This window comes from Paraburkholderia sp. GAS448, assembly GCF_050435685.1.
In the GTDB taxonomy this organism is placed as follows: domain Bacteria; phylum Pseudomonadota; class Gammaproteobacteria; order Burkholderiales; family Burkholderiaceae; genus Paraburkholderia.
In genome coordinates, this window is the sequence record NZ_JBNDKT010000027.1 from 22,750 (window position 1) to 43,097 (window position 20,348).

Sequence of the window (20,348 nt, forward strand, 5' to 3'; positions counted from 1 at the left end):
TACGTCATTTGAGCTTCATCGCGGCCTCGGCATAAGCCGGGGTCACAAATTTCGAGTAATCCGGCAACACCGCGCTGATCTGTTTCTGGTCCTTAAGAAAATTCGCCGTATCCTTCAGCGCGAATGTAGCGCGACCCGCACTGCCGCCGCCCAGCCATTGCGCGGATGCCTGCTCCTGGATGGTCGGAAACGCGTAGAGCGACAGAGATTCCGGGACATCGGCCGGCGAGCCGCCGATCATCTTCGCGATAGACGCTGCCTGCGGCGACGTTGCATTCCATTGCGCGGCGTTCTTCCGGTATTGATCGTCTGCATCGGAGATCGCCTTCACCAGTTTTGCCATGAAGTCCTTATGATCCTCGCCCCATTTGCGATCGACTGCAATCCCGTCAAACGTGGGTTTGCCGAGTTTCGACAGGTCGCCGGAAGTAATCAGTACCTTGCCGTTTTTCTTCAACTGAGCGAGTGCCGGATCCCACACGTAGGCGGCATCGATATCGCCGCGTTCCCACGCTGCGACCAGCTGGTTGGGCTGCATGTTGAGGATCTTCACCTCGGACGGATTGATGCCCCAATGCTGCAACGCGAACATGGTGTGATAGTGCGTCGTCGACACGAAGGGCACACCGATCGTCTTGCCCTTCAGCTCGGCCGGTTTGGTGATGCCGGAGCCGTTGCGCACGACCATCGCTTCAGCCTGGTTAATGTTGTCGAGAATCCAGAAGAGTTGCAGATCGACGCCCTGGCTCACCGCCGCCGCGAGCGGGCTTGAGCCTATCACCCCGACCTTCACGTCCCCGGAGGCCATCGCGGTCGCGACTTTCGCACCGGATTCGAACTGCCGCCAGTTGATCTTGTAGCCAGTCTCTTTCTCGATCGAGCCGTTGGCGATCGCGACGACCCATGGGTCGACAATCTGCTGGTAGGCGATCGTGACCTCCTTGTCCTGAGCGTAGCTGGGTTGCGCCGCAAGGCACGTGAGCGCAGCCAGCGCCGCGCCCGTGAGGCAACGCGTCAGTCGGCTGAACCATTGCGGCAACTTCGGGTGTAGATCGCTTTTCATCGTAGGTCTCCAAGATAGCCTTGCGGGATACACGCGAATCTCACGCGTGCCGACGGGGGCTTGTCCCAATCGCCGGGAAAGGGTTGATGCGAGTATCGTCATTAAAAAATAGAGGCGGTTAGGGCCAGACGAGGCTGATCGTTGAGTCCACATTGGCTGCTCTGAAACGGACCGGTCCGCCGGTATCCCCGAATCGTGGTCTTTGTGCGGGGAAGCCCTCCCGCTGGGCGTGTTCACCATGCGGGTGCTCGTCTTGGTGCGGGCGGTTGCCGCCCTCAAAACTCAGGAGAAAGCATGTCTAGTCGTACCTCGGTGGCCTTATGGACCCAGCGGTTCCAGCGTTCACCCGAGTCGAATATGAGCCTGCAGGGCCAGATTCGCCAGATGCTGGTGGCCGCGATTCTCGACGGCCAACTGCCGCCCGATCACGCCTTGCCATCCAGCCGGGAACTGGCCGACCAGTTGAGTGTTGCCCGCAACACGGTCGTGCTGGCATACCAGCAACTCGTCGAAGAGGGTTATCTGATCTCACGCGAGCGCAGCGGGCACTTCGTCAATCCGGCCATACTCGAGGGGCGCCACGGATTCTCCCCGCTGCAGACAACCCCGAGCCAGGCGGCCAACGAAGCGCTCGCGCGGCCGGACTGGGACCAGCGCGTGCGCAGGCGCCCGTCCGCGCAGCGCAACATCGTCAAGCCGGGCAACTGGCTGAGCTACGAGTACCCGTTTATCTACGGGCAGTTCGATCAGTCGCTGTTTCCGACGAATGACTGGCGCGAATGCTGTATGAAAGCGCTGTCGGTCATGGAGATCCGCAGCTGGGCGCCGGACCTGATCGAGCGCGACGACGATACGCTGATTCAGCAGATCCGCACGCGCGTGCTGCCGCGGCGGGGCGTGTTTGCGATGCCGGATGAGATCGTTGTCACGATTGGCTGCCAACAGGCGCTGTATCTGATTGCGGACCTGCTGGCGAGCGAGCGGACCACGATCGGCTTTGAAAATCCCGGCTATCCGGATGCCCGCAATATCTTTGAGAACCGCAATGCGCGGCTGCAGCCTCTGCCTGTCGATGGCGGCGGTGTGCGGCCGGTCGAGGACGCCGATCTGCTCGCGCAATGCGACTACGTCTATGTCACGCCAAGCCACCAGTGCCCAACGACGGCGACCATGCCCATCGAGCGTCGGCATGCGCTCCTCGAACTGGCGCAGGAGCATGACTTCGTCCTGATCGAAGACGACTACGAGAGCGAGAACAACTTCTCCGGCGCACCGCACCCCGCATTGAAGAGCCTGGATACGGCGGATCGCGTGATCTACATCGGCAGCCTGTCGAAGACCTTTGCGCCTGGGTTGCGGCTCGGCTATATCGTCGGACCGCGCGAGCTCGTGCGCGAACTGCGCGCACTGCGGCGCCTGATGGTGCGCCACCCGGCTGCCTATATACAGCGTGCCTTTGCCACCTTCCTGGCACTTGGCCATCACGACGCGCTATTGCGACGGCTCGCCTATGCGTATCGGGAGCGGGCGCAGGCGCTGATGGCGGCGCTCGACACCTGGCTGCCCGAAGCGCGCTATGTGCCAATTGGCGGCGGCGCGTCGTGCTGGGTCGAGGGGCCGCCCTGGCTCGACGCGACCAGGCTCGCCGAGGATGCGCAAGCCCACGGTATCCTGATCGAGCTGGGTCACGTCTTTTTCATGGATGGACTGGAGCAGAACCACTGCTTCCGGATGGGCTTTTCGGCCATCAAGCTCGAAAAGATCGATGCCGGTGTACGCCTGCTCGCGGAGCTCGTGCGCGCGCAGCGGCCCGAGGCGTAAGCGACTAGAACGTTTTTGCGAGTTCCTGCGCCGCGTCCTGCAGGCGCGGAACGAATTCGAGCGCGCGTGAAAGCGGCGCACGTGAAACCGGCGCATGGACAGCGATCGCGGCGATGCACGTGTTGTTCTCACCCATCACCGGCGCGGCCACGCACGCGATGCCGGCCACAAACTCCTCGTTGTCGATCGCAATGCGCTTGTGTGCGGTGCGATCGAGTTCCGCTTCGAGCAGTTCGGGATCGGTGATGGTATTCGGTGTGAAGCGTTCGAGCTTCAGCGTGTGCACGATCGCGCTGCGTTGCTCGCGCGGCAGCATCGCCAGCAGCAGCTTGCCGCTCGCGCTGCAATGCGCGGGCACGTGCGAGCCAGGCTTGAGATCGAGCCGCAACGGCCACGGCGCCTCCATCCGGTCGAGATAGAGTACCTCGGTTTCGTGAAGCATCGTGAGATTGCAGGTCTCGCCGAGATCGGCGACGAGGTGCGCCAGGATCGCATGCCGCAGCCGGCGCGCACCCGAGTGCATCATGACGCCAAGACCGAGTTGCGCAAGGCGCGGCCCGATCACATAGGCGTTCTTTTGGCCCGGCTCGCGGATCACGAGGCCGCCTGCCTCCAGCGAAGCCAGCATGCGGTGCAGCGAAGCCTTCGGCAGATCGACGTCCTGTGCGATGTCGGCGAGCGACACCGGACCTTCGGCGTTGACGAGATGCTCGAGCAGCGCGAACGCGCGTAGGGTAGGAGTATCCGCTTTAGTCATGTCTGCCGTTCCGGAATATGGATCGGCATCATTGTACCGCGCGCCTTTGCGGAAGCGGGTTTTCGCGGATCTACGGTGTTCGAGGCGTAGGTGCCCGGCTTGCATCGTCCCGTTTTCCGGAATGAGGCGAACCGCTGCGGGACGGTGCATGACAGTGTATTCAACCCCGTTGAACGGGGTTACATCCGGAAGGTTTTCGCGGTTTCCTCGGCAGCGAGACGCAGATCGGGCAGAAAGGCCAGCAGATCGTCGAGCGCGACCCGCCCGACCGGTGCCTGAACGGCAATGGCCGCACACGCACGATTGCGGTCCAGCATGACGGGCACGGCGATGGCGATGAGTCCCTGCAGATGTTCCTGATTGTTGATCGCGAGCTGGCGCCGCCGCGTCGTGAGCAGTTCCTTCCGTAACGCCTCGCGGTCCGTGATCGTCCGTTCCGAATAGGCGCGCAGCGGCAAGGTCTCGATAACCCGTTCCCGCCGGTCCTTCGGCAGAAAGCTGAGCAGCAATTTGCCGCTTGCCGAGCAATGCAGCGGAACGTGCGAGCCCGGCTGAAGGTGCATGCGTAGCGGCCACTCGGTTTCCACCCGGTCCACGTAGACCACATCGTTGCCGGAGAGCATCGTCAGATTGCATGTCTCGCCGATTTTCGCCACCAGCTGTTCAAGCAACACATGGCGGGCGGCCGCCGGGCCCGCATGCATCAGCACGTTGACGGCGAGCATGCGCACGCGCGGTGAGCATTCATAGAGTCGGTCGCCCGCGCTGCGCGTGACGAGCCATGCGTCCATCAACTGCACGAGGATGCGATGCACGGTCTGCTTCGGCAACTCGAGCGCATGCACGAGATCCATCATCGAAAGCGGACCGCCTGCTTCCGCCAACGTTTCGAGTACGCGAAACGCGCGCACGGCCGCCGCATTCGATTGATTCGAAGTCGACACTTCGTCTCCTCACCGTCGTATTTGTAAGTTGGATTGTGCATCGACCTGATTGGTTTTCGGGACTGTGGAAAGTCCCGAATTTCGCACTTTTCGATTCTCGCGAGCGTAGTGCAGGGGATAGTTAAAAAAACGGGACTCCGAAGCAGGCATGGCTGGCTAGATTGGTTCTAGTGCCAATCTTTGCCATCCGGAGTGAACCTTATGAACGTCAGGGCTACAGAAGCCGAAGCAGCGCGTGAGCGCGTGGACAGCGAAGTCGGGCGCAGCGTCGCGGAACGGGTCGGGCGCGCCCGTGCCGCGCAGCGTGTATTCGAGTTCGCGGGACAAGACGTGCTCGATACCGCCGCCGACGCCGCAGCGTGGGCCATCATGGAGCCAGCGCGCAACCGGCGGCTTGCCGAACTGGCGGTGCACGACACCGGTCTCGGCAACGCGGACGACAAATTTCGCAAGAACTATCGCAAGACGCTCGGGTTGCTACGCGATCTGCACGGACAGAAGACCAGTGGTGTGATCGCGCGCGATACGGCAACCGGCATCGTCGAGATAGCGCGCGCTGTCGGCGTGGTCGCGGCGGTCACGCCATCGACCAATCCCGCGGCGACGCCGGTCAACAAGATCGTCAACGCCCTCAAATGCGGCAACGCCGTCATCGTCGCGCCTTCTCCAAAGGGCTATTCGTCCTGCGCGCTGCTGATCGGGTTCATCCATGAACAATTCGCCAAAGCCGGCCTGCCCGCGGACCTCGTCCAGATGCTGCCTGCGCCGATTAGCAAGGCGGCCACGGCTGAGTTGATGCGTCAGGCCGATCTGGTCGTCGCGACTGGATCGCAGGCGAACGTTCGGATGGCCTACGCAAGCGGGACGCCTGCGTTCGGTGTAGGAGCGGGGAACGTCGCGTCGATCGTGACAGCGTCTGCCGATCTGCACGATGCAGCGCACAAGATTGCCAGTTCGAAAACCTTCGATAACGCGACGAGCTGTTCATCCGAGAACAGCATCGTGATCGAGGATGCGGTGTACCCGCCCATGTTGCGCGAACTGGCCGCGTGTGGCGGCGTGCTGCTGGACGGCCTGCAAAAGGCACGGCTGCAGGCCGCCATGTGGGTGAACGGCAAGCTGTCCGAGCAATGCACCGCGAGATCTGCTGCGTCGATTGCACGCGCGGCGGGCCTCGATGACATTGCCGGACGTGACCCCTCCTTTCTGATGGTGGAGGAAACAGGCTTCGGTACGGACTACCCATTTTCTGGTGAGAAGCTCGCGCCGGTTCTGACCGTTTATCGCGCAGACACTTTCGACGCCGCTTCCGACATCGTGCGCAGCATTTACGCCTACATGGGAGCCGGGCATTCGGTCGGGCTGCATTCCACCGATCCAGAGCAGGCTGTGCTACTGGGTTCGACCTTGCCGGTCGCGCGTGTGATCGTGAATCAGGCGCATTGCTTCGCGACCGGCGGCAACTTCGATAACGGCTTGCCGTTCTCGCTGTCGATGGGGTGCGGGACGTGGGGCCGCAACAATTTCTCCGGCAATCTGAACTTTCGCCAGTACCTGAATATTACGCGCGTCGCGTACCCGATCGAGGAGCGCGTGCCCGAGGTCGAAGACCTGCTCGGCGAGTTCTTCAGGAGATACGGTCGATGAACCAGCCTCTGACGATCCGCACGCTGATCGACGCGCGTGCTGCGCAGTTTCCGGATAAGCCGTTCCTGCTGGCGGCGCCCGAAGGTGAGGAAAGCGGTGCCTCCAACAGTGTCGCCGGTGCACGCGCGAACACATTGACGTTCGGCGAACTGAGGGACGACTGCCGCGCGCTGGAAGCACGTTTTCGGGAAGCCGGCCTGCGGCCAGGCGATGTCGTCTCGGTGTTCATGGGCAACGGTATCCAGACCGCGCGGCTGTTGCTTGCCGCGATGTATAGCGGACTCGTCGCCAACCCGCTCAATCTGCTGTGCCAGCCTTCGCAGCTTCGCTACATCGTCGAGCATTCGGACACGCTCATGATCTTTGCCGGGCGCGAGACGCGCGGCGCTGCCGAAGTGGCCATCGCCGGCTTGCACGAACAAGCTCTTGCCCATGACATCGCGCTGGTGCAAACGGAACCGGATGCCCTGGAGCCGCCCGCATCGCTGCAAACCGAGCCGGCTCTGGCGGAAGCGACCGTAGGCGCCGCCGCGCAGCCGGCATCGGCGCCGCGCGTCCCTGGGCTCCGGCGCAATACGGCCCTGTCGTCCGCGTTCGAACCGGACGCGGACGAAGTCGCGCTGCTGATGTACACATCCGGCACCACAGGCGCACCGAAGGGCGTCTTGCTGACGCACCGAAACCTGCTGGCCAACGCGCGGAACATCACCGCCGAACACCGGCTCGGCAACGACGACCGGGTTCTCGCTGCGTTACCGCTTTATCACATCAATGGCCTGGTCGTGACGCTGATCGCGCCGCTCTTTCACGGCGGCTCGGTGGTCATGACGTCGCGCTTTTCCGCGCGCACCTTCTGGCGCGACGTCTCGCGCCACGGCTGCACATGGATCAACGTGGTGCCGACCATCGTCGCCTATCTGCTCAACAACGACGAACGGTTCGAGTTCGATCTGTCGGCGTTGAAGTTCTGCCGCAGTGCTTCGGCGGCGCTGCCGGTCGATCATCACCGTGCGTTCGAGGCGCGCTTCGGCGTCGGCATCATCGAAACCATGGGCATGACCGAAACGGCCGCACCGGTATTCAGCAATCCCTATGATGCGGCGTCGCGAAGAATCGGCAGTATTGGTCTGCCTTCGGGCGGCGAAGCGAAGGTGATAGGGAGGGACGGCCACGAGTGCGCATCCCGCGAGTGCGGCGAACTCGTACTGCGCGGCGAGCAGGTCATGGGCGGTTACTACAAGCGGCCCGAGGAAACGCGTGCAGCTTTCACCGACGACGGCTGGCTGCGCACCGGCGACCTCGGGTATCGCGACGACGACGGCTACTTCTACATCAACGGCCGGGCGAAGGAACTGATCATCAAGGGCGGCGAAAACATCGCGCCGCGCGAAATCGACGAAGCATTGCTCAGACACCCCGGCGTGCTGGATGCGGCGGCGGTCGGCGTGCCGGATACGGCATACGGCCAGGAGATCGTTGCTTTCGTCGTGCCACGCGTGGGGGAGGGACAAGACGCGCTCGACGTAGCGGATCTGCATGCGCACTGCCTGCGCGAACTGGGCCGCTACAAGACGCCGAAGGCGTTCCACTTCATCGCGGAACTGCCTCGCGGGCCTTCGGGCAAGGTTCAGCGCCTCAAGCTGGCGCCGCCCTCCTGACGGCTGCGAACGGGCCGGCCGCGGCAGCGCCGGCAAGTGCGGGAAGAAACGTATGAGAGCGAGAGAGCGGACCCAGTCCGCCGTACTGATCGAACGACCCTGGACGTCGCAGGCATAAGAGCCGTCAAAGTCGTCACAGTCGTCACATAAGAGAGACAGGAGACAGCATGGAAACGCACAAGCGGCGTGTGAAGACGCGCCACATCATCCTGGCCGTCATGTGCCTGATGTACTTCATCTCGTACATTGATCGTGTGAACATCGCCGTGGCCGGCCCCCTGATTCGCCACGAAATGGGGCTGACGACGGTCCAGCTCGGTCTCGTGTTCTCGGCTTTTGCGTATCCGTACGCGTTTATGCAGATCATCGGCGGATGGCTGTCGGACAAGTACGGGCCGAAACTGGTGCTGACGGTGCTGTCGTTGATCTGGGGCGTGGCGACGCTCGCCACCGGGTTCGCCGGCAGTGTGGTGATGCTCGTTGCGCTGAGGTTCGCGCTCGGGATCGGTGAAGGCGGTGCATTTCCGAGCGCCACGCGGGCATTTACCTACTGGATGCCGGTTGCGGAGCGTGGCTTCGCCCAGGGCATCACGCACAGTTTCGCGCGTCTCGGCGGCGCCGTGACGCCGCCACTCGTGCTCGCGGTGGTCGTGGCGGGCGGCTGGCGCGATGCGTTCATTCTGCTCGGCGTGGCCAGTCTCGCATGGACGGTGCTGTACCTCTGCGTTTTCACGAACTCGCCCGAGCAGAACCGGCGCATCACGCCCGAGGAAACCGCGGAGATCGGCTATCGCGCCGGCGATTGCGACCGCGCAAAACATACGGCCACGCCGTGGCGCAAGCTGATCCGCCGGATGTGGCTCGTCACTTTCGTCGACTTCTGCTACGGCTGGCTGCTTTGGGTCTATCTGACCTGGCTGCCTTCGTATCTGAAGGAGTCACGCGGCTTCGATCTCAAACAACTGGCGCTTTTCACCGCACTGCCGCTGCTCGCGGGGGTGATCGGCGATACCCTGGGCGGCGTGGTGTCGGACCGGCTTTACAGGCTCACAGGCCGCCTGCGCTTTGCGCGGTGTGCCGTGCTGGTGGTGGGGATGGGTGGCTCGCTGATCTTCCTTCTGCCGATGATATCCGCGACCAACCCGCTGATGGCGGTGCTGTTCCTGTCCGCGTCGTTCTTTTTCCTCGAGATCACGAATCCCGTCTTGTGGACCCTGCCGCTCGACATCGCCGGCAAATACGCGGGTACCGCGGGCGGCATCATGAACACGGGCTTCGGCGTGGCGGGCATGGTCTCGCCGGTCGTGTTCGGTTACCTGATCGAGACGACCGGCAGCTTCGACGTGCCGTTCACGATTTCCGCGTGCCTGCTGGCCGTGGGTATCGTCGCGGCGCTCTTCATCGATACGGGCAAGACGGTCGAGGCCGACGAAGAGCGCGAGCGGCAGGAAGGGGTCGCGCTGGGCGGCATGCCCGCGTTTCTTCACGCGGGCCCGGCCGTCAGGCTGGAGCGGCACCACCTGCGCCGCCCGTTGCGGTGGCGCAAATGAGGCGCTGGCAGGCGGCGCATTCTGCAGGCGCCCGGCAAGCGTCAGCCGGCGGGGTTGAGCTTGCGCAGGCGCCAGATGAGGCTGGACGTATCGTAGCGGTTGCCGCCCAGGCCCTGCACGTCGCCATAGAACTGGTCGACGAGGGCGGTGACCGGTAGCGACGCGCCGTTTCGCTTCGCTTCGTCGAGGCAGAAGCCGAGGTCCTTGCGCATCCAGTCGACCGCGAAACCGTAGTCGAACTTCCCTTCGATCATCGTCGTGCCGCGGTTTTCCATTTGCCAGCTGGCGGCCGCGCCTTTGCCGATCACCTCCAGCACGAGCCGCATGTCGAGGTTTGCGTGCTCGCCGAAATTGATGGCCTCGGAAAGGCCCTGCACCATGCCGGCAATACAGATCTGATTGACCATTTTCGCCAGTTGACCTGCGCCTGCCGGGCCGATCAGCGTGACGGCCGCCGCATAGTGGTCAAGCGTCGCTGCGGCACGTTCGAACGCCGTGGCATCGCCGCCGCACATGATGGTCAGCGTGCCTTTCTGCGCGCCGGCCTGGCCGCCGGAGACCGGCGCGTCGATGAAATGCAGGCCCTGCGTGGCGGCGATCTCCGCGAGTTCGCGTGCGACGTTGGCCGATGCCGTCGTATGGTCGACGAACACCGTGCCACGCGCCATGCCCGGGAACGCGCCCTGGTCGCCGAGCGTGATGCTGCGCAGGTCGTCGTCGTTGCCCACGCACGCGAGTACAAGATCAGCGCCGTCGACGGCTTCGCGCGGTGTGCGCGCCGCGCGTCCACCGTATTCGGAAACCCATTGCTCGGCTTTCGGCCAGGTACGGTTGTACACCGTCACCTCGAGGCCGGCTTTCGCCAGATGCCCGGCCATCGGATGACCCATGACGCCGAGGCCGAGAAAGGTGACGCGACGCACTGCGTCGCTCGAAGAGGGGGCGGCTGGATTGTTCACTGGGGCTCCTTCAGTGCGGGGGCGAGATTGGGGGAAATCCATTATGTCAGCGATATCGACCCCGCGCGACCCTGCGCGGTCGCAGGCCGGCTGGCGCCCGCAAAACGCAACTATCAGCCGGGACGATGGATTTGATATGAAATAGCGATTTCTCTTTTTTATCTATCGCTCATAGGCTGGTGACAGCGGTTGCCTGCGTCCAACGCGGCCGTCATGGGGATTTTTAACGGAGGCACACATGGAACACCACGCGCGCACACAGAATGAAAAGCTCGAGGTGAAAACGACGACGTGTTACATGTGCGCGTGCCGGTGCGGCATCCGCGTGCACCTGCGCGACGGCGAGGTGCGTTATATCGACGGCAACCCCGACCATCCGCTGAATCAAGGGGTGATCTGCGCGAAGGGTTCCTCGGGGATCATGAAGCAGTATTCACCAGCGCGGCTGACCCAGCCGCTGATGCGTAAAGCCGGTGCTGAGCGCGGCAGCGCCCAGTTCGAACCCGTGTCGTGGGACGTCGCGTTCGCTACGCTCGAAAAGCGCCTTGCCCATCTGCGCGCCACCGATCCGAAGAAGTTCGCGCTCTTCACCGGGCGCGACCAGATGCAGGCGTTGACAGGTCTGTTCGCCAAGCAGTTCGGCACTCCAAATTACGCGGCGCACGGCGGCTTCTGTTCGGCCAATATGGCCGCCGGCATGATTTACACGATCGGCGGTTCGTTCTGGGAGTTCGGCGGCCCGGACCTCGACAGCGCGAAGCTGTTCTTCATGATCGGTACCGCGGAGGATCACCATTCGAATCCGCTGAAAATCGCGCTGTCGAAGTTCAAGCGCGCCGGCGGCCGGTTCATCGCGATCAATCCGATTCGCACCGGGTACGCCGCGATTGCCGACGAATGGGTGCCGATCCGTCCCGGCACTGACGGTGCGCTGTTCATGGCGTTGATCCGTGAGCTGATCGAGAGCGACGCCTACGACCATGAGTTCGTCTCACGCTACACGAATGCCGGCGAACTGCTCGACATGAACGCGGATGCCGATACGTTTGGCCTGTTCGTGCGCGACCCCGAAGCACCCGAAGGCAATCCGCTGTTTCCGCAAAACCACCTGTGGTGGGACCTCAATACCCAGCGCCCGGTGCTGCATCACACGCGCGGCGCAGTGCCGGCGATGTCGGGGAAATACGCGCTCGAAGATGGCACGCCGGTGACGCCGTCGTTTGCGTTGCTGCGCGAGCGCGTGGCCGATTGCACGCCGGAGTGGGCCGCGAACATCACCGGTATTCCCGCCGACACCATCCGGCGGCTCGCACGCGAGATGGCGGAAGCAGCGCGCGATCACAAGATTACGTTGCCGATCAACTGGACTGACGCGTGGGGCGAATCCCACGAGACGGTCACCGGCAGCCCGATCGCCTTTCACGCAATGCGCGGACTTGCGGCGCATTCGAACGGCTTTCAATCGATTCGCGCGCTGGCCGTGCTGATGTCGCTGATGGGCACGATCGACACACCGGGCGGCTTCCGGCACAAGTCGCCGTACCCGCGTGCGGTGCCGCCGTCAGCCAAACCGCCGAACAGTCCCGACGCCGTGCAGCCGAATACGCCGCTGGCGACAGGGCCGCTCGGCTGGCCGGCTGCGCCCGAAGACCTTTTCATCGACGCCGCCGGCGAACCGGTGCGCATCGACAAAGCCTTCTCGTGGGAATATCCGCTCGCCGTGCACGGCCTGATGCACGGCGTGATCACCAATGCATGGCGGGGCGATCCCTATCCGATCGATACGCTGCTGATCTTCATGGCCAACATGGCGTGGAACTCGTCGATGAATACGGTGGAAGTCCGCAAGATGCTCGTGGACAAGCGCGATGACGGCGAATACAAGATCCCGTTCCTCGTCGTTTGCGACGCGTTCCAGTCGGAGATGACCGCGTTCGCCGACCTGATCCTGCCCGACACCACCTACCTGGAGCGGCATGACGCGATGTCGGTGCTCGACCGGCCGATCTCGGAGTTCGACGGTCCGGTGGATTCGGTACGTATACCGGTCGTGCCGCCGACCGGGGAATGCAAGCCGTTTCAGGAAGTGCTGATCGAACTGGCGAGCCGTCTGAAGTTGCCGGCGTTCACCACCGCCCAGGGCACGCGCAGGTTTCGCGACTATCCCGACTTCATCGTCAATTTTCAGACCGCGCCGGACTCGGGAGTGGGTTTCCTGATCGGCTGGCGTGGCAAGAATGGCGACAAGGCACTGGTGGGCGAGCCGAATCCAAACCAGTGGGAGCAGTACGCGAAAAACAACTGCGTGTTCCACTATTCGCTGCCCGAGACGCTGCAGTACATGCGCGGCGTCAACGGACCCTATCTGAAGTGGGCTGTGGAACACGGCTTCCGTAAGTTCGACACGCCGATCCTGATCCAGCTGTACTCGGATGTGATGCAGAAATTCCGTCTTGCGGCACAAGGCAAAACCACAGGACGCCAGCCGCCTGACCACCTGCGTGCACGTGTCGAGCGGTACTTCGATCCGTTGCCGTTCTGGTACGAACCGCTCGAACTCGCCGCCACCGATCTTGAGCGCTATCCGCTTGCCGCCGTCACGCAGCGGCCTATGGCGATGTATCACTCGTGGGATTCGCAGAATGCGTGGCTGCGACAGATTCATGGCGAGAACTACCTGTTCATGAATCCGCTGATGGCGCGCGCAAACGGTATCGAAGACGGCGGATGGATTTATGTCGAATCGCAGTGGGGCAAGGTGCGTTGCATGGCGCGCTATAGCGAGGCGGTGGAGCCGGGCACGGTGTGGACGTGGAATGCGATCGGCAAGGCGGCCGGCGCCTGGAACCTCGGCCCCAATGCCAATGAATCGCAACGTGGCTTTTTGCTGAATCACCTGATCACCGACGAACTGCCAGGCACGGCGCAGCACGCGGGGCGTATGTCGAATTCCGATCCGATCACCGGACAGGCGGCCTGGTACGACGTGCGCGTGCGGATCTATCCGGCCGAGGCCGACGCGGACCACACGTTGCCGCAGTTCGCGCCGATGCAGGCGCTGCCGGGTTCGACCGGTGTAGTGCAGCGCATTGTGCAAACGTATTTTGCCGGGCGCGGCGAGTTCGCGGCGCGCCTGCGCGGTATCTCCAGGCGTAACGGATGAGGAGCCTCTCATGACACAGATGGCGCTGGTAATCGACCTTAACGTCTGCGTGGGATGCCATGCGTGCGTGACGAGTTGCAAGGAATGGAATACGTCGGGCGAGGCAGGCAGTCTGGCCGACTTTCGTCCTTACGACGCCGATCCGTCGGGCACGTTTTTCAACCGCGTGCAGACCTTCGAAGCCGGCGAGTATCCGCTCACCGACACGATTCACTTTCCGAAGTCGTGTCTGCACTGCGAAGACCCGCCGTGCGTGCCGGTGTGTCCGACCGGGGCGAGCTACAAGCGCAAAGAGGACGGCTTGGTATTGGTCGATTTCGACAAATGCATCGGCTGCAAGTACTGCGCGTGGGCGTGTCCTTACGGCGCTCGCGAGCTCGATGAAGAACGCAAGGAGATGACCAAGTGCACGCTGTGTGCCGACCGCATCAACAACGAGGCACTGCCCGAACGTGACCGCAAGCCTGCCTGCGTGCTGGCATGCCCGACCTCTGCGCGGATCTTCGGCGATATTCATGACCCGGATTCGGTGGTTTCGCAGGCGATTCGTGAACGCGGCGGGTATCAACTGATGCCAGAGTGGGACACCAAGCCGGCAAATCACTATCTGCCGCGTCAGAAAACAGGTTCATGCGGCAGCGAGTCGTGCTCGTGCAAGTCTGGCAGCACAGAGGCTGCATTCGCAGAAGGACTGAGTACCGCGGCCACCCTCGGTACCAAACTGGAGCAAGAGCGACTACACGCTGACGAGCGGCAATCGGCGTCAGGGATGATGGGACGCGTGTTCAATATTCTGGGTCTTGGGAGGCACGCATGAAGCCTGCATTTTCGGTCGTGTTCCTGACCACGCTGAGCGGTGCAGGGCAGGGCTTGTTGATCGCGCTGTTCGGTGTCGAACTCGCCATGCACCTTGGGCTGATTGCCGCAAGCTCAGCACCGCCGCAGATGTTCTTTGTACTGGGTGCGGCATTGGCCGTCGTCCTTGGTGGGCTGGGTCTGTTGGCCTCGTTCTTCCATCTCGGACATCCGGAGCGCGCCTGGCGAGCGATCGCGATGTGGCGCACGTCGTGGCTTTCTCGCGAATGTCTGGCGCTCCCCGTGTTCCTTGCTTGCGCATTTGCGTACGGCGTCGCGCATTGGTTTGGCTCCCCGTGGTCGCTGGCGATCGGTGCGTCGGGTGTGCTTGCGAGCGTCGCGTTGTTCGTGTGCACCGCGATGATTTATGCGTGCCTGCGCTTCCTGCAGGAGTGGGCCACGCCGCTCACGATGGTGAACTTCATGCTGCTCGGCTGCGCATCGGGTTTCACGCTCGCTACGACTTGCGCTGCGTGGCTCGCACCGTCGCTCGTTGTCGCGCTCGCGGTCTGTGCCTGTGCGCTGACGCTTGGCGGGTGTGCGACCCGTGTTGCGTCGCTGGTGCGCAATGCGCGGTTGCGGCCGAAATCGACGGTGCAGAGCGCAACGGGCATCAAGTCGGCGAAGGTCGTGCAAAAGTCGCGGGGGTTCACAGCAGGTGCATTCAATCTGCGCGAGTTTTTTCACGGGCAGACACCGCGAACACTGCGCCACATCAAGTGGACGTTCCTTGTCGCCGCGTTCGCCGTGCCGTTTGTGCTGATTGCGCTGGGTGCCGGTTCGTCTTCGTTCGCCACGTCAGCCTGGCTGCTGTTTGCGGCGTGCGCTGTCCAGTATGCGGGGCTCGTCGCGGAACGCTGGTTCTTTTTCGCGGAAGCCCGACATCCGCAGAATCTGTACTACCGGCAGGTTTCCTGAGGCGCTTGTCATGTTGATTTTCGACAGCGGGCTTTGGGGCAAATAGATAGTTTCGGCGAGCTGATGCCAACAGATCAGGATACCTTATTGTGAAGCGAGCGCCGCATTCCAGATGGCAGGCTTGGTGGTATCTTTGAGGCGCAAGCTGCCCAGGTAAAATTGCCCCTTACGAATGTGGTGCATCAGCTCAATGCCCGCAACGGTGGTCGCCGCGCTCCTGAATCGTTTGAAATCGAGCATCGCTTTCGTTCTGGACTCGGCGTTGCGATGGTCCAGCTCGATCATGTCATTGAGACATTTCGATGATCGAACCTTTGTGTCTTCAGGCAGCAGGCCCTCGGCCTGGTTCTACTGAGATGAACCAGATGCCTCCCTCCGGGAGACACTGACGGACGTCAATCTGACGTGTGGAGGTTCATCATGGAAATCGACATTCTCGGCATCAATATTGCCAAAACAGGTTTTCCAGCTCCACGGGGCCGATCGGCGCAGACGGGCCGTACTTCGGGCGAGGGTCTCGCGCGGCTCGCTGCCTGAATCCGTGCGTACGCTCTAGCCGGGGCTGGTCGTTATGGAAGCCTGCAGCACGGCTCACCACTGGGCCCGCCGTTTCCAGTCACTGGGAACAGAAGTCCGGCTGATCGGTCCCCAACCGTCGAGCAGCAGGACATCCGCTGGAGTCGACAGAGGGAAATTTGGAGATAACGTTAGCTTCGATTCCCGCGCCAAATCAATCGTTTCATCCCCCGAATTGTCGCTGCATTTCTGGCAACATGCCAACAACGTGACAGTACCCTTGAACCTGCAATCTGCGAACGGGGACGGGAGGGCCGTAGCAGACCTTTTTCAGGCAAAGGGAATTCCGATCCCGCTCGCATATTGCGGGCGTGGGTGCGCTACCGGTACGACGACGCTGCTCGGGGATGCAGGCGTATTCGACTGCATGGCGCTGATGGACGAATTGAAATTGTCCACGCAGCAGATGCTTGAATGGCGCGGCGCCAGCATAGCCTCTCTATTTGATCTGGATTTGTTCAACTGGCGGCCCCGACATCAAGCGCCGCGCGACAATACGCGAGCTGAATGCGGATCACCCATCAGGAGCGCATCGGGAGTCGTTCCGCCTGTCGGACCTTCGGCGGCGATTGTCAGGGTATGTACCGAGGAAAACTGGCGATGCGTCAGTTATTATTGTATCGGCAACGTGAATCAACCCAATAAGGTGACATTTCAAGGCGGAAGTTTGGCGTGAAAGAGACGAAGATTTATCTTCTTGATGGTGGTGGCATGGTTCTGGATCGCTTCTGTCTCTATCTCAACGCCGGTGTGACGGGCGACGAGGGCTTTCCTGTATACGGCGTGCCGATAGGCCACGCAGACGGTCGGTTTATTTTTGACGCTGGTTTTGATTGTGACCATACCTGCAAGACTGTGCCATTCACAAAACCAGTCCAATCGGCGCTTCAAAGCATGCCCGTCCAACGCGACTTGTTGAAGAAGCGCCGTTCGGAAATTACGCGTGTGATCAACTCTCACTGCAGTATGGATCATTGCGGCGGCAACAAACATTGTTCGCATGCTTAAACAATCTGTCGCAAATGTAGGTTCAAAGCATTCCGCTTCCACAGAGAGGCAGAAAAAATTGGCTACTCTGACACGACCTTCGCGCCACATCATCGTGATCGACAGGAGGAAGACGTGATGGGAAGGGGCAAATTTGATATCCGTCCGTGCGCTTTGAGACGTTGACGGTGACCAGGAAATTGCCAGGGGCGTGTAACTGTTTGAAACGTTAGGCCATACCGCTGGACGTTACAGTCTGATGGTCAAGCTGGCACATCGCCGGCCGATGCTTTTCGCCGCTGATGCGTCTTATACAAAGAAGAATCTTGACATGATGTGCATTCAGGCTAAAAACCCCGACGAGCCGCAGGCATCGGCGTCGATGTAACGTCTGAAGGACCTGGGTGAGAAATACGACGCGGAGCTTTTCTTTTCGCGTGATGCGGAGAACTACGCAAGCTACCAAAAAGTACCCTATCCATACATCTGAGGTGTGACCCTGTGCATCTTGGAATAGATGAGAGAGACGGAACGTATCATGTCAGATCAACTTGATCTTAATTCGACCCCGCGGGTCCCCCCGCATGTTCCTGCCCATCTGGTGCGGGATGTGGATTTCTATCAGATTGCAGTCGGCGAGGACCCACAGCGGGACTACGCCGATCGATTCCACGACGAGCCCGATATTTTCTACATTACCCACACTGCAAAGGACCCACAGTGGGGCAACTGGGTGGTAACGCGCCGCAAGGACATTCAGGCCATCATGCAGGATCCTGAGACGTTCTCGAGTCAGCGGATCTCGGGTTTCGATCGCGCGCTGGGTGGGAAGGAATGGTTTGCTTACCCAGTGGAGGCAGACCCGCCGGACCATGCCAAGTTCCGTTCGCTGCTCAATCCTTTGTTTTCGCCAGCCCGGGTGAAGACGCAGGAATTGCATATGCGTAGTCACACAATTCGTGTGATCGAAGAAGTCCTGAACGACGGACGAGTGGACTTCGTGCAGCTCGCTCGCAAGCTGCCGGCCGGAATTTTCAGCCATTTTCTCGGCATCTCGGTTGAAGAAACCCTTGAAGTGATGGGAAACGTCAGGAAGATTCTGCATAGCGGATATGATGCAGAGACGCGCAAGGCGGGAATTGACTGGTTGATGTCGTTCGAGCGGGAATTGATCGCTCGTCGCGCGAAAGAGCGTGGCGACGATCTTATCAGTATCGTGCTGGATGCACGTATTGACGGACGCCCGCTCACCGAGAAAGAGATTTTTGGGCTTTTCTTTTTCTTTCTTCTGGCGGGTCTGGATACCATTGCCGGTGCAACCAGTCTTCACTTCCGGCATCTCGCGATTGATGAGCCATTGCGTCGGCGGCTGGTGAGCGAGCCTTCCGCGATCCACAACGCGATCGAAGAGTTGTTGCGTCGCTACAGCCAGATCGCGACAAACCGATTTGTTACTCGAGACATCGAAGTAAATGGCGTGCTGTTTCGCAAGGGTGACAATGTCATCCTGTCGATGCCGCTGAGTAACCTGGACGAGCGCGCATTCGAGCATCCTTTGGACGTCGACATCGACCGCGCGCCGAATACGCATATTGCATTCGGAGCGGGCCCGCATCGTTGTATCGGTTCGAACATCGCTCGTCAACAATTGCGCATCACCTACGAGGAATGGCTAAAGCGGATTCCAGACTTCCGCATTCTGCCGGGGGCGAAGGTCCAGGCGATCGCCAGCGAAGCGTTGGTGCTCACAACGCTTCCTCTGTGCTGGAGCCCGGTTAAGCCTAATCCATAGGTTGTCGAATTCCTCGAACACGGCGGCCTTCAGTCGACTCGCCTGATGTGCATCTCGCATCATCGGCGCATCGTTTCTGACAGCGCTCCGTTGCAACTTTTCTATTGTCGTGAACTGAGAGAGCGATGATCCACAACCCCACATCTTCGGACGCAGAAGTGTCAGGCGACGTGCAACGATACGACATGTATATCGCGGGCAGCACGCATACGCCAGCATCCGGACAATACATTCCGACGGACAACCCGTATACCGGTAAAGTCTGGGGCGAGATTGCCCGAGGCACGAAGGCAGACGTGGGTCAGGCCGTCGCCGCGGCTAAGGCAGCGCTACCGGTATGGAACACGCTGAAAGCGTCGGAGCGTGGCCGTGCCCTTGTCCGGTTGTCTGACTTGATTGAGTCTCATGCCGAGTCGCTCGCCGCGGCGGAGGTCCGCGACAACGGAAAGCTATATAGCGAGATGCTACCGCAAATGCAGCTCATGTCAGACTGGTATCGCTACTATGCGGGACTGTGCGACAAGATCGAAGGATCGGTCATCCCCACAGGAAAGCCGAATATGCTCGCCTACACACGCCACGAGCCTCTGGGCGTGGTCGGGCTGATTACCCCGTGGAATTCTCCGCTCTTGTTGCTGACACACAAACTTGCCACTGCATTGGCGGCTGGGAACGTTGCCGTCATCAAGCCATCCGAATTTACATCTGCTTCAACTATTCAGTTTGCCGAACTATTTGGACAAGCCGGATTTCCGCCCGGGGTGGTCAACGTCATCACGGGGTACGGGAATGAAGCCGGAGCGGCGCTGGTCGAGCACCCGGACGTTGCAAAAATCGCCATGACCGGCTCGGAGGCCGGGGGGCGGGTCATTAACGAGACCGCCGCGCGCGATTTCAAACATGTCGCGCTCGAGTTGGGTGGCAAGTCGCCCAATATCGTGTTCGACGACGCCGATTTCGACGCCGCAGTGGTCGGCGCCATCGCCGGCATTTTCGCAGCCAGCGGCCAGACCTGTATCGCAGGTTCGCGGTTGTTGCTTCAACGTTCGATTCATGATCGTTTTGTCGATCGTCTCGTCCAGCTGGCAGGGGCGGCGCGTATCGGCGATCCGATGCTGGCAGGGACTCACGTCGGTCCCATCGCGACGCCCCAGCAATACGAAAAGGTACTCCACTATATCGACATCGCGAGGCAGGAGGGAGCGACTTGCGTGCTTGGTGGCGGACCGTATTGTGGTCCTGGCGCAGAAGGAGGGCGCTTCGTGGAGCCGACGATCTTCACCGATGTTCATAACGGCATGCGCATCGCTCGTGAGGAAGTGTTCGGCCCCGTGCTCTCGATCATTCCTTTCGACACTGAGGAGGAGGCGTACCAGATTGCCAACGATACACCCTACGGCCTTGCTGCTGGCGTTTGGACCTCCGATATGGGAAAGGCAATGCGTGCAGCGGAGCGCCTTCAGGCCGGCACGGTCTGGGTTAATACGTATCGGGTCGGCAGCTACGCTACGCCTTTTGGTGGCTATAAACACAGTGGCGTTGGCCGGGAAGGCGGCATCGAGGCGGTCAAGGAATGGCTGCAAACCAAAACCGTCTGGATTTGCGGAAAGCCGGATACCAATCAGCCGTTCGTCATGCGGCACTGAGCCAATCGGGGA

Annotated in this window: 15 protein-coding genes and 2 pseudogenes; 12 read left to right on the forward strand and 5 right to left on the reverse strand. The window is 61.3% G+C overall.

Translation table 11 applies throughout. From position 1 onward, the window contains the following. Positions 1-4: 4 nt before the first annotated feature. On the reverse strand, positions 5-1,063 hold the full coding sequence (gene tauA, locus P3T23_RS34135) for a taurine ABC transporter substrate-binding protein (RefSeq protein ID WP_429320483.1): 1,059 nt from the start codon (positions 1,061-1,063) through the stop codon (positions 5-7). A gap of 294 nt (positions 1,064-1,357) precedes the next feature. Here tauA and P3T23_RS34140 point away from each other — a divergent pair, with 294 nt between their 5' ends. Continuing rightward, a complete protein-coding gene (locus P3T23_RS34140; RefSeq protein ID WP_429320484.1) occupies positions 1,358-2,884 on the forward strand; it encodes a PLP-dependent aminotransferase family protein in 1,527 nt (508 codons plus the stop codon). A 4-nt stretch (positions 2,885-2,888) separates the two neighbouring features. Here P3T23_RS34140 and P3T23_RS34145 read toward each other — a convergent pair whose 3' ends face one another. Together P3T23_RS34145 and P3T23_RS34150 are read right to left on the reverse strand one after the other, a co-directional pair. After that, positions 2,889-3,641, reverse strand: coding sequence for an IclR family transcriptional regulator (locus P3T23_RS34145; protein ID WP_429320485.1), 753 nt, complete (start codon positions 3,639-3,641; stop codon positions 2,889-2,891). Between the two features lie 179 nt (positions 3,642-3,820). Further along, entirely contained in the window at positions 3,821-4,585 is a 765-nt protein-coding gene (locus tag P3T23_RS34150; protein WP_429320486.1) for an IclR family transcriptional regulator, read from the reverse strand. A gap of 201 nt (positions 4,586-4,786) precedes the next feature. Here P3T23_RS34150 and sauS point away from each other — a divergent pair, with 201 nt between their 5' ends. The 3 genes from sauS (at position 4,787) to P3T23_RS34165 (ending at position 9,440) form a co-directional block, all read left to right on the forward strand. After that, positions 4,787-6,232 (forward strand): acylating sulfoacetaldehyde dehydrogenase, encoded by a 1,446-nt coding sequence (sauS, locus tag P3T23_RS34155; protein WP_429320487.1) that lies wholly within the window; start codon positions 4,787-4,789, stop codon positions 6,230-6,232. Beyond that, complete coding sequence (locus P3T23_RS34160; protein ID WP_429320488.1) at positions 6,229-7,890, forward strand: AMP-binding protein; 1,662 nt, start codon at positions 6,229-6,231, stop codon at positions 7,888-7,890. Before sauS ends, P3T23_RS34160 begins: the two co-directional genes overlap by 4 nt. A 167-nt stretch (positions 7,891-8,057) precedes the next feature. After that, positions 8,058-9,440: an MFS transporter gene (locus tag P3T23_RS34165; RefSeq protein ID WP_429320489.1), complete on the forward strand. Its 1,383-nt coding sequence runs from the start codon at positions 8,058-8,060 to the stop codon at positions 9,438-9,440. Positions 9,441-9,481: 41 nt separating this feature from the next. Here P3T23_RS34165 and P3T23_RS34170 read toward each other — a convergent pair whose 3' ends face one another. Next, positions 9,482-10,399, reverse strand: coding sequence for an NAD(P)-dependent oxidoreductase (locus tag P3T23_RS34170; protein WP_429320490.1), 918 nt, complete (start codon positions 10,397-10,399; stop codon positions 9,482-9,484). 238 nt (positions 10,400-10,637) lie between these two features. On the opposite strand from P3T23_RS34170, the gene P3T23_RS34175 reads away from it, so the two are divergent. Genes P3T23_RS34175 through P3T23_RS34185 form a run of 3 tightly spaced genes read left to right on the forward strand, consistent with a single transcriptional unit; the run spans position 10,638 to position 15,335 of the window. After that, positions 10,638-13,562: a molybdopterin oxidoreductase family protein gene (locus tag P3T23_RS34175; RefSeq protein WP_429320491.1), complete on the forward strand. Its 2,925-nt coding sequence runs from the start codon at positions 10,638-10,640 to the stop codon at positions 13,560-13,562. Between the two features lie 10 nt (positions 13,563-13,572). Continuing rightward, complete coding sequence (locus P3T23_RS34180) at positions 13,573-14,379, forward strand: 4Fe-4S dicluster domain-containing protein (RefSeq protein WP_429320492.1); 807 nt, start codon at positions 13,573-13,575, stop codon at positions 14,377-14,379. Then, positions 14,376-15,335, forward strand: coding sequence for a dimethyl sulfoxide reductase anchor subunit family protein (locus P3T23_RS34185; protein ID WP_429320493.1), 960 nt, complete (start codon positions 14,376-14,378; stop codon positions 15,333-15,335). The genes P3T23_RS34180 and P3T23_RS34185 overlap by 4 nt, the downstream gene beginning before the upstream one ends. Positions 15,336-15,419: 84 nt before the next feature. Here the strand turns inward: P3T23_RS34185 and P3T23_RS34190 are convergent. Next, a pseudogene (locus P3T23_RS34190) lies at positions 15,420-15,680 on the reverse strand (DDE-type integrase/transposase/recombinase); the annotation flags it as partial. Positions 15,681-15,755: 75 nt separating this feature from the next. On the opposite strand from P3T23_RS34190, the pseudogene P3T23_RS34195 reads away from it, so the two are divergent. The 5 genes and pseudogenes from P3T23_RS34195 to P3T23_RS34215 all read left to right on the forward strand — a co-directional run. Further along, positions 15,756-15,987: pseudogene (locus P3T23_RS34195) on the forward strand (IS110 family transposase); the annotation flags it as partial. A 291-nt stretch (positions 15,988-16,278) separates the two neighbouring features. After that, positions 16,279-16,587, forward strand: coding sequence for a hypothetical protein (locus tag P3T23_RS34200; protein WP_429320558.1), 309 nt, complete (start codon positions 16,279-16,281; stop codon positions 16,585-16,587). Next, positions 16,584-16,919, forward strand: a complete 336-nt coding sequence (locus tag P3T23_RS34205) for a hypothetical protein (RefSeq protein ID WP_429320494.1) — start codon at positions 16,584-16,586, stop codon at positions 16,917-16,919. Before P3T23_RS34200 ends, P3T23_RS34205 begins: the two co-directional genes overlap by 4 nt. A 517-nt stretch (positions 16,920-17,436) precedes the next feature. After that, the gene (locus tag P3T23_RS34210; RefSeq protein ID WP_429320495.1) at positions 17,437-18,690 is read left to right on the forward strand and encodes a cytochrome P450; all 1,254 of its coding nucleotides are present in this window, start codon (positions 17,437-17,439) and stop codon (positions 18,688-18,690) included. A gap of 125 nt (positions 18,691-18,815) precedes the next feature. Then, positions 18,816-20,336, forward strand: a complete 1,521-nt coding sequence (locus P3T23_RS34215) for an aldehyde dehydrogenase (protein ID WP_429320496.1) — start codon at positions 18,816-18,818, stop codon at positions 20,334-20,336. The last annotated feature ends 12 nt before the right edge of the window (positions 20,337-20,348 follow it).

Coding starts and splice junctions, on each gene's coding strand:
- tauA (WP_429320483.1), bottom strand. CDS start 1,063: ATGAAAAGCGATCTACACCCGAAGTTGCCGCAATGGTTCAGCCGACTG.
- P3T23_RS34140 (WP_429320484.1), top strand. CDS start 1,358: ATGTCTAGTCGTACCTCGGTGGCCTTATGGACCCAGCGGTTCCAGCGT.
- P3T23_RS34145 (WP_429320485.1), bottom strand. CDS start 3,641: ATGACTAAAGCGGATACTCCTACCCTACGCGCGTTCGCGCTGCTCGAG.
- sauS (WP_429320487.1), top strand. CDS start 4,787: ATGAACGTCAGGGCTACAGAAGCCGAAGCAGCGCGTGAGCGCGTGGAC.
- P3T23_RS34160 (WP_429320488.1), top strand. CDS start 6,229: ATGAACCAGCCTCTGACGATCCGCACGCTGATCGACGCGCGTGCTGCG.
- P3T23_RS34165 (WP_429320489.1), top strand. CDS start 8,058: ATGGAAACGCACAAGCGGCGTGTGAAGACGCGCCACATCATCCTGGCC.
- P3T23_RS34175 (WP_429320491.1), top strand. CDS start 10,638: ATGGAACACCACGCGCGCACACAGAATGAAAAGCTCGAGGTGAAAACG.
- P3T23_RS34180 (WP_429320492.1), top strand. CDS start 13,573: ATGACACAGATGGCGCTGGTAATCGACCTTAACGTCTGCGTGGGATGC.
- P3T23_RS34185 (WP_429320493.1), top strand. CDS start 14,376: ATGAAGCCTGCATTTTCGGTCGTGTTCCTGACCACGCTGAGCGGTGCA.
- P3T23_RS34200 (WP_429320558.1), top strand. CDS start 16,279: ATGGCGCTGATGGACGAATTGAAATTGTCCACGCAGCAGATGCTTGAA.
- P3T23_RS34210 (WP_429320495.1), top strand. CDS start 17,437: ATGTCAGATCAACTTGATCTTAATTCGACCCCGCGGGTCCCCCCGCAT.
- P3T23_RS34215 (WP_429320496.1), top strand. CDS start 18,816: ATGATCCACAACCCCACATCTTCGGACGCAGAAGTGTCAGGCGACGTG.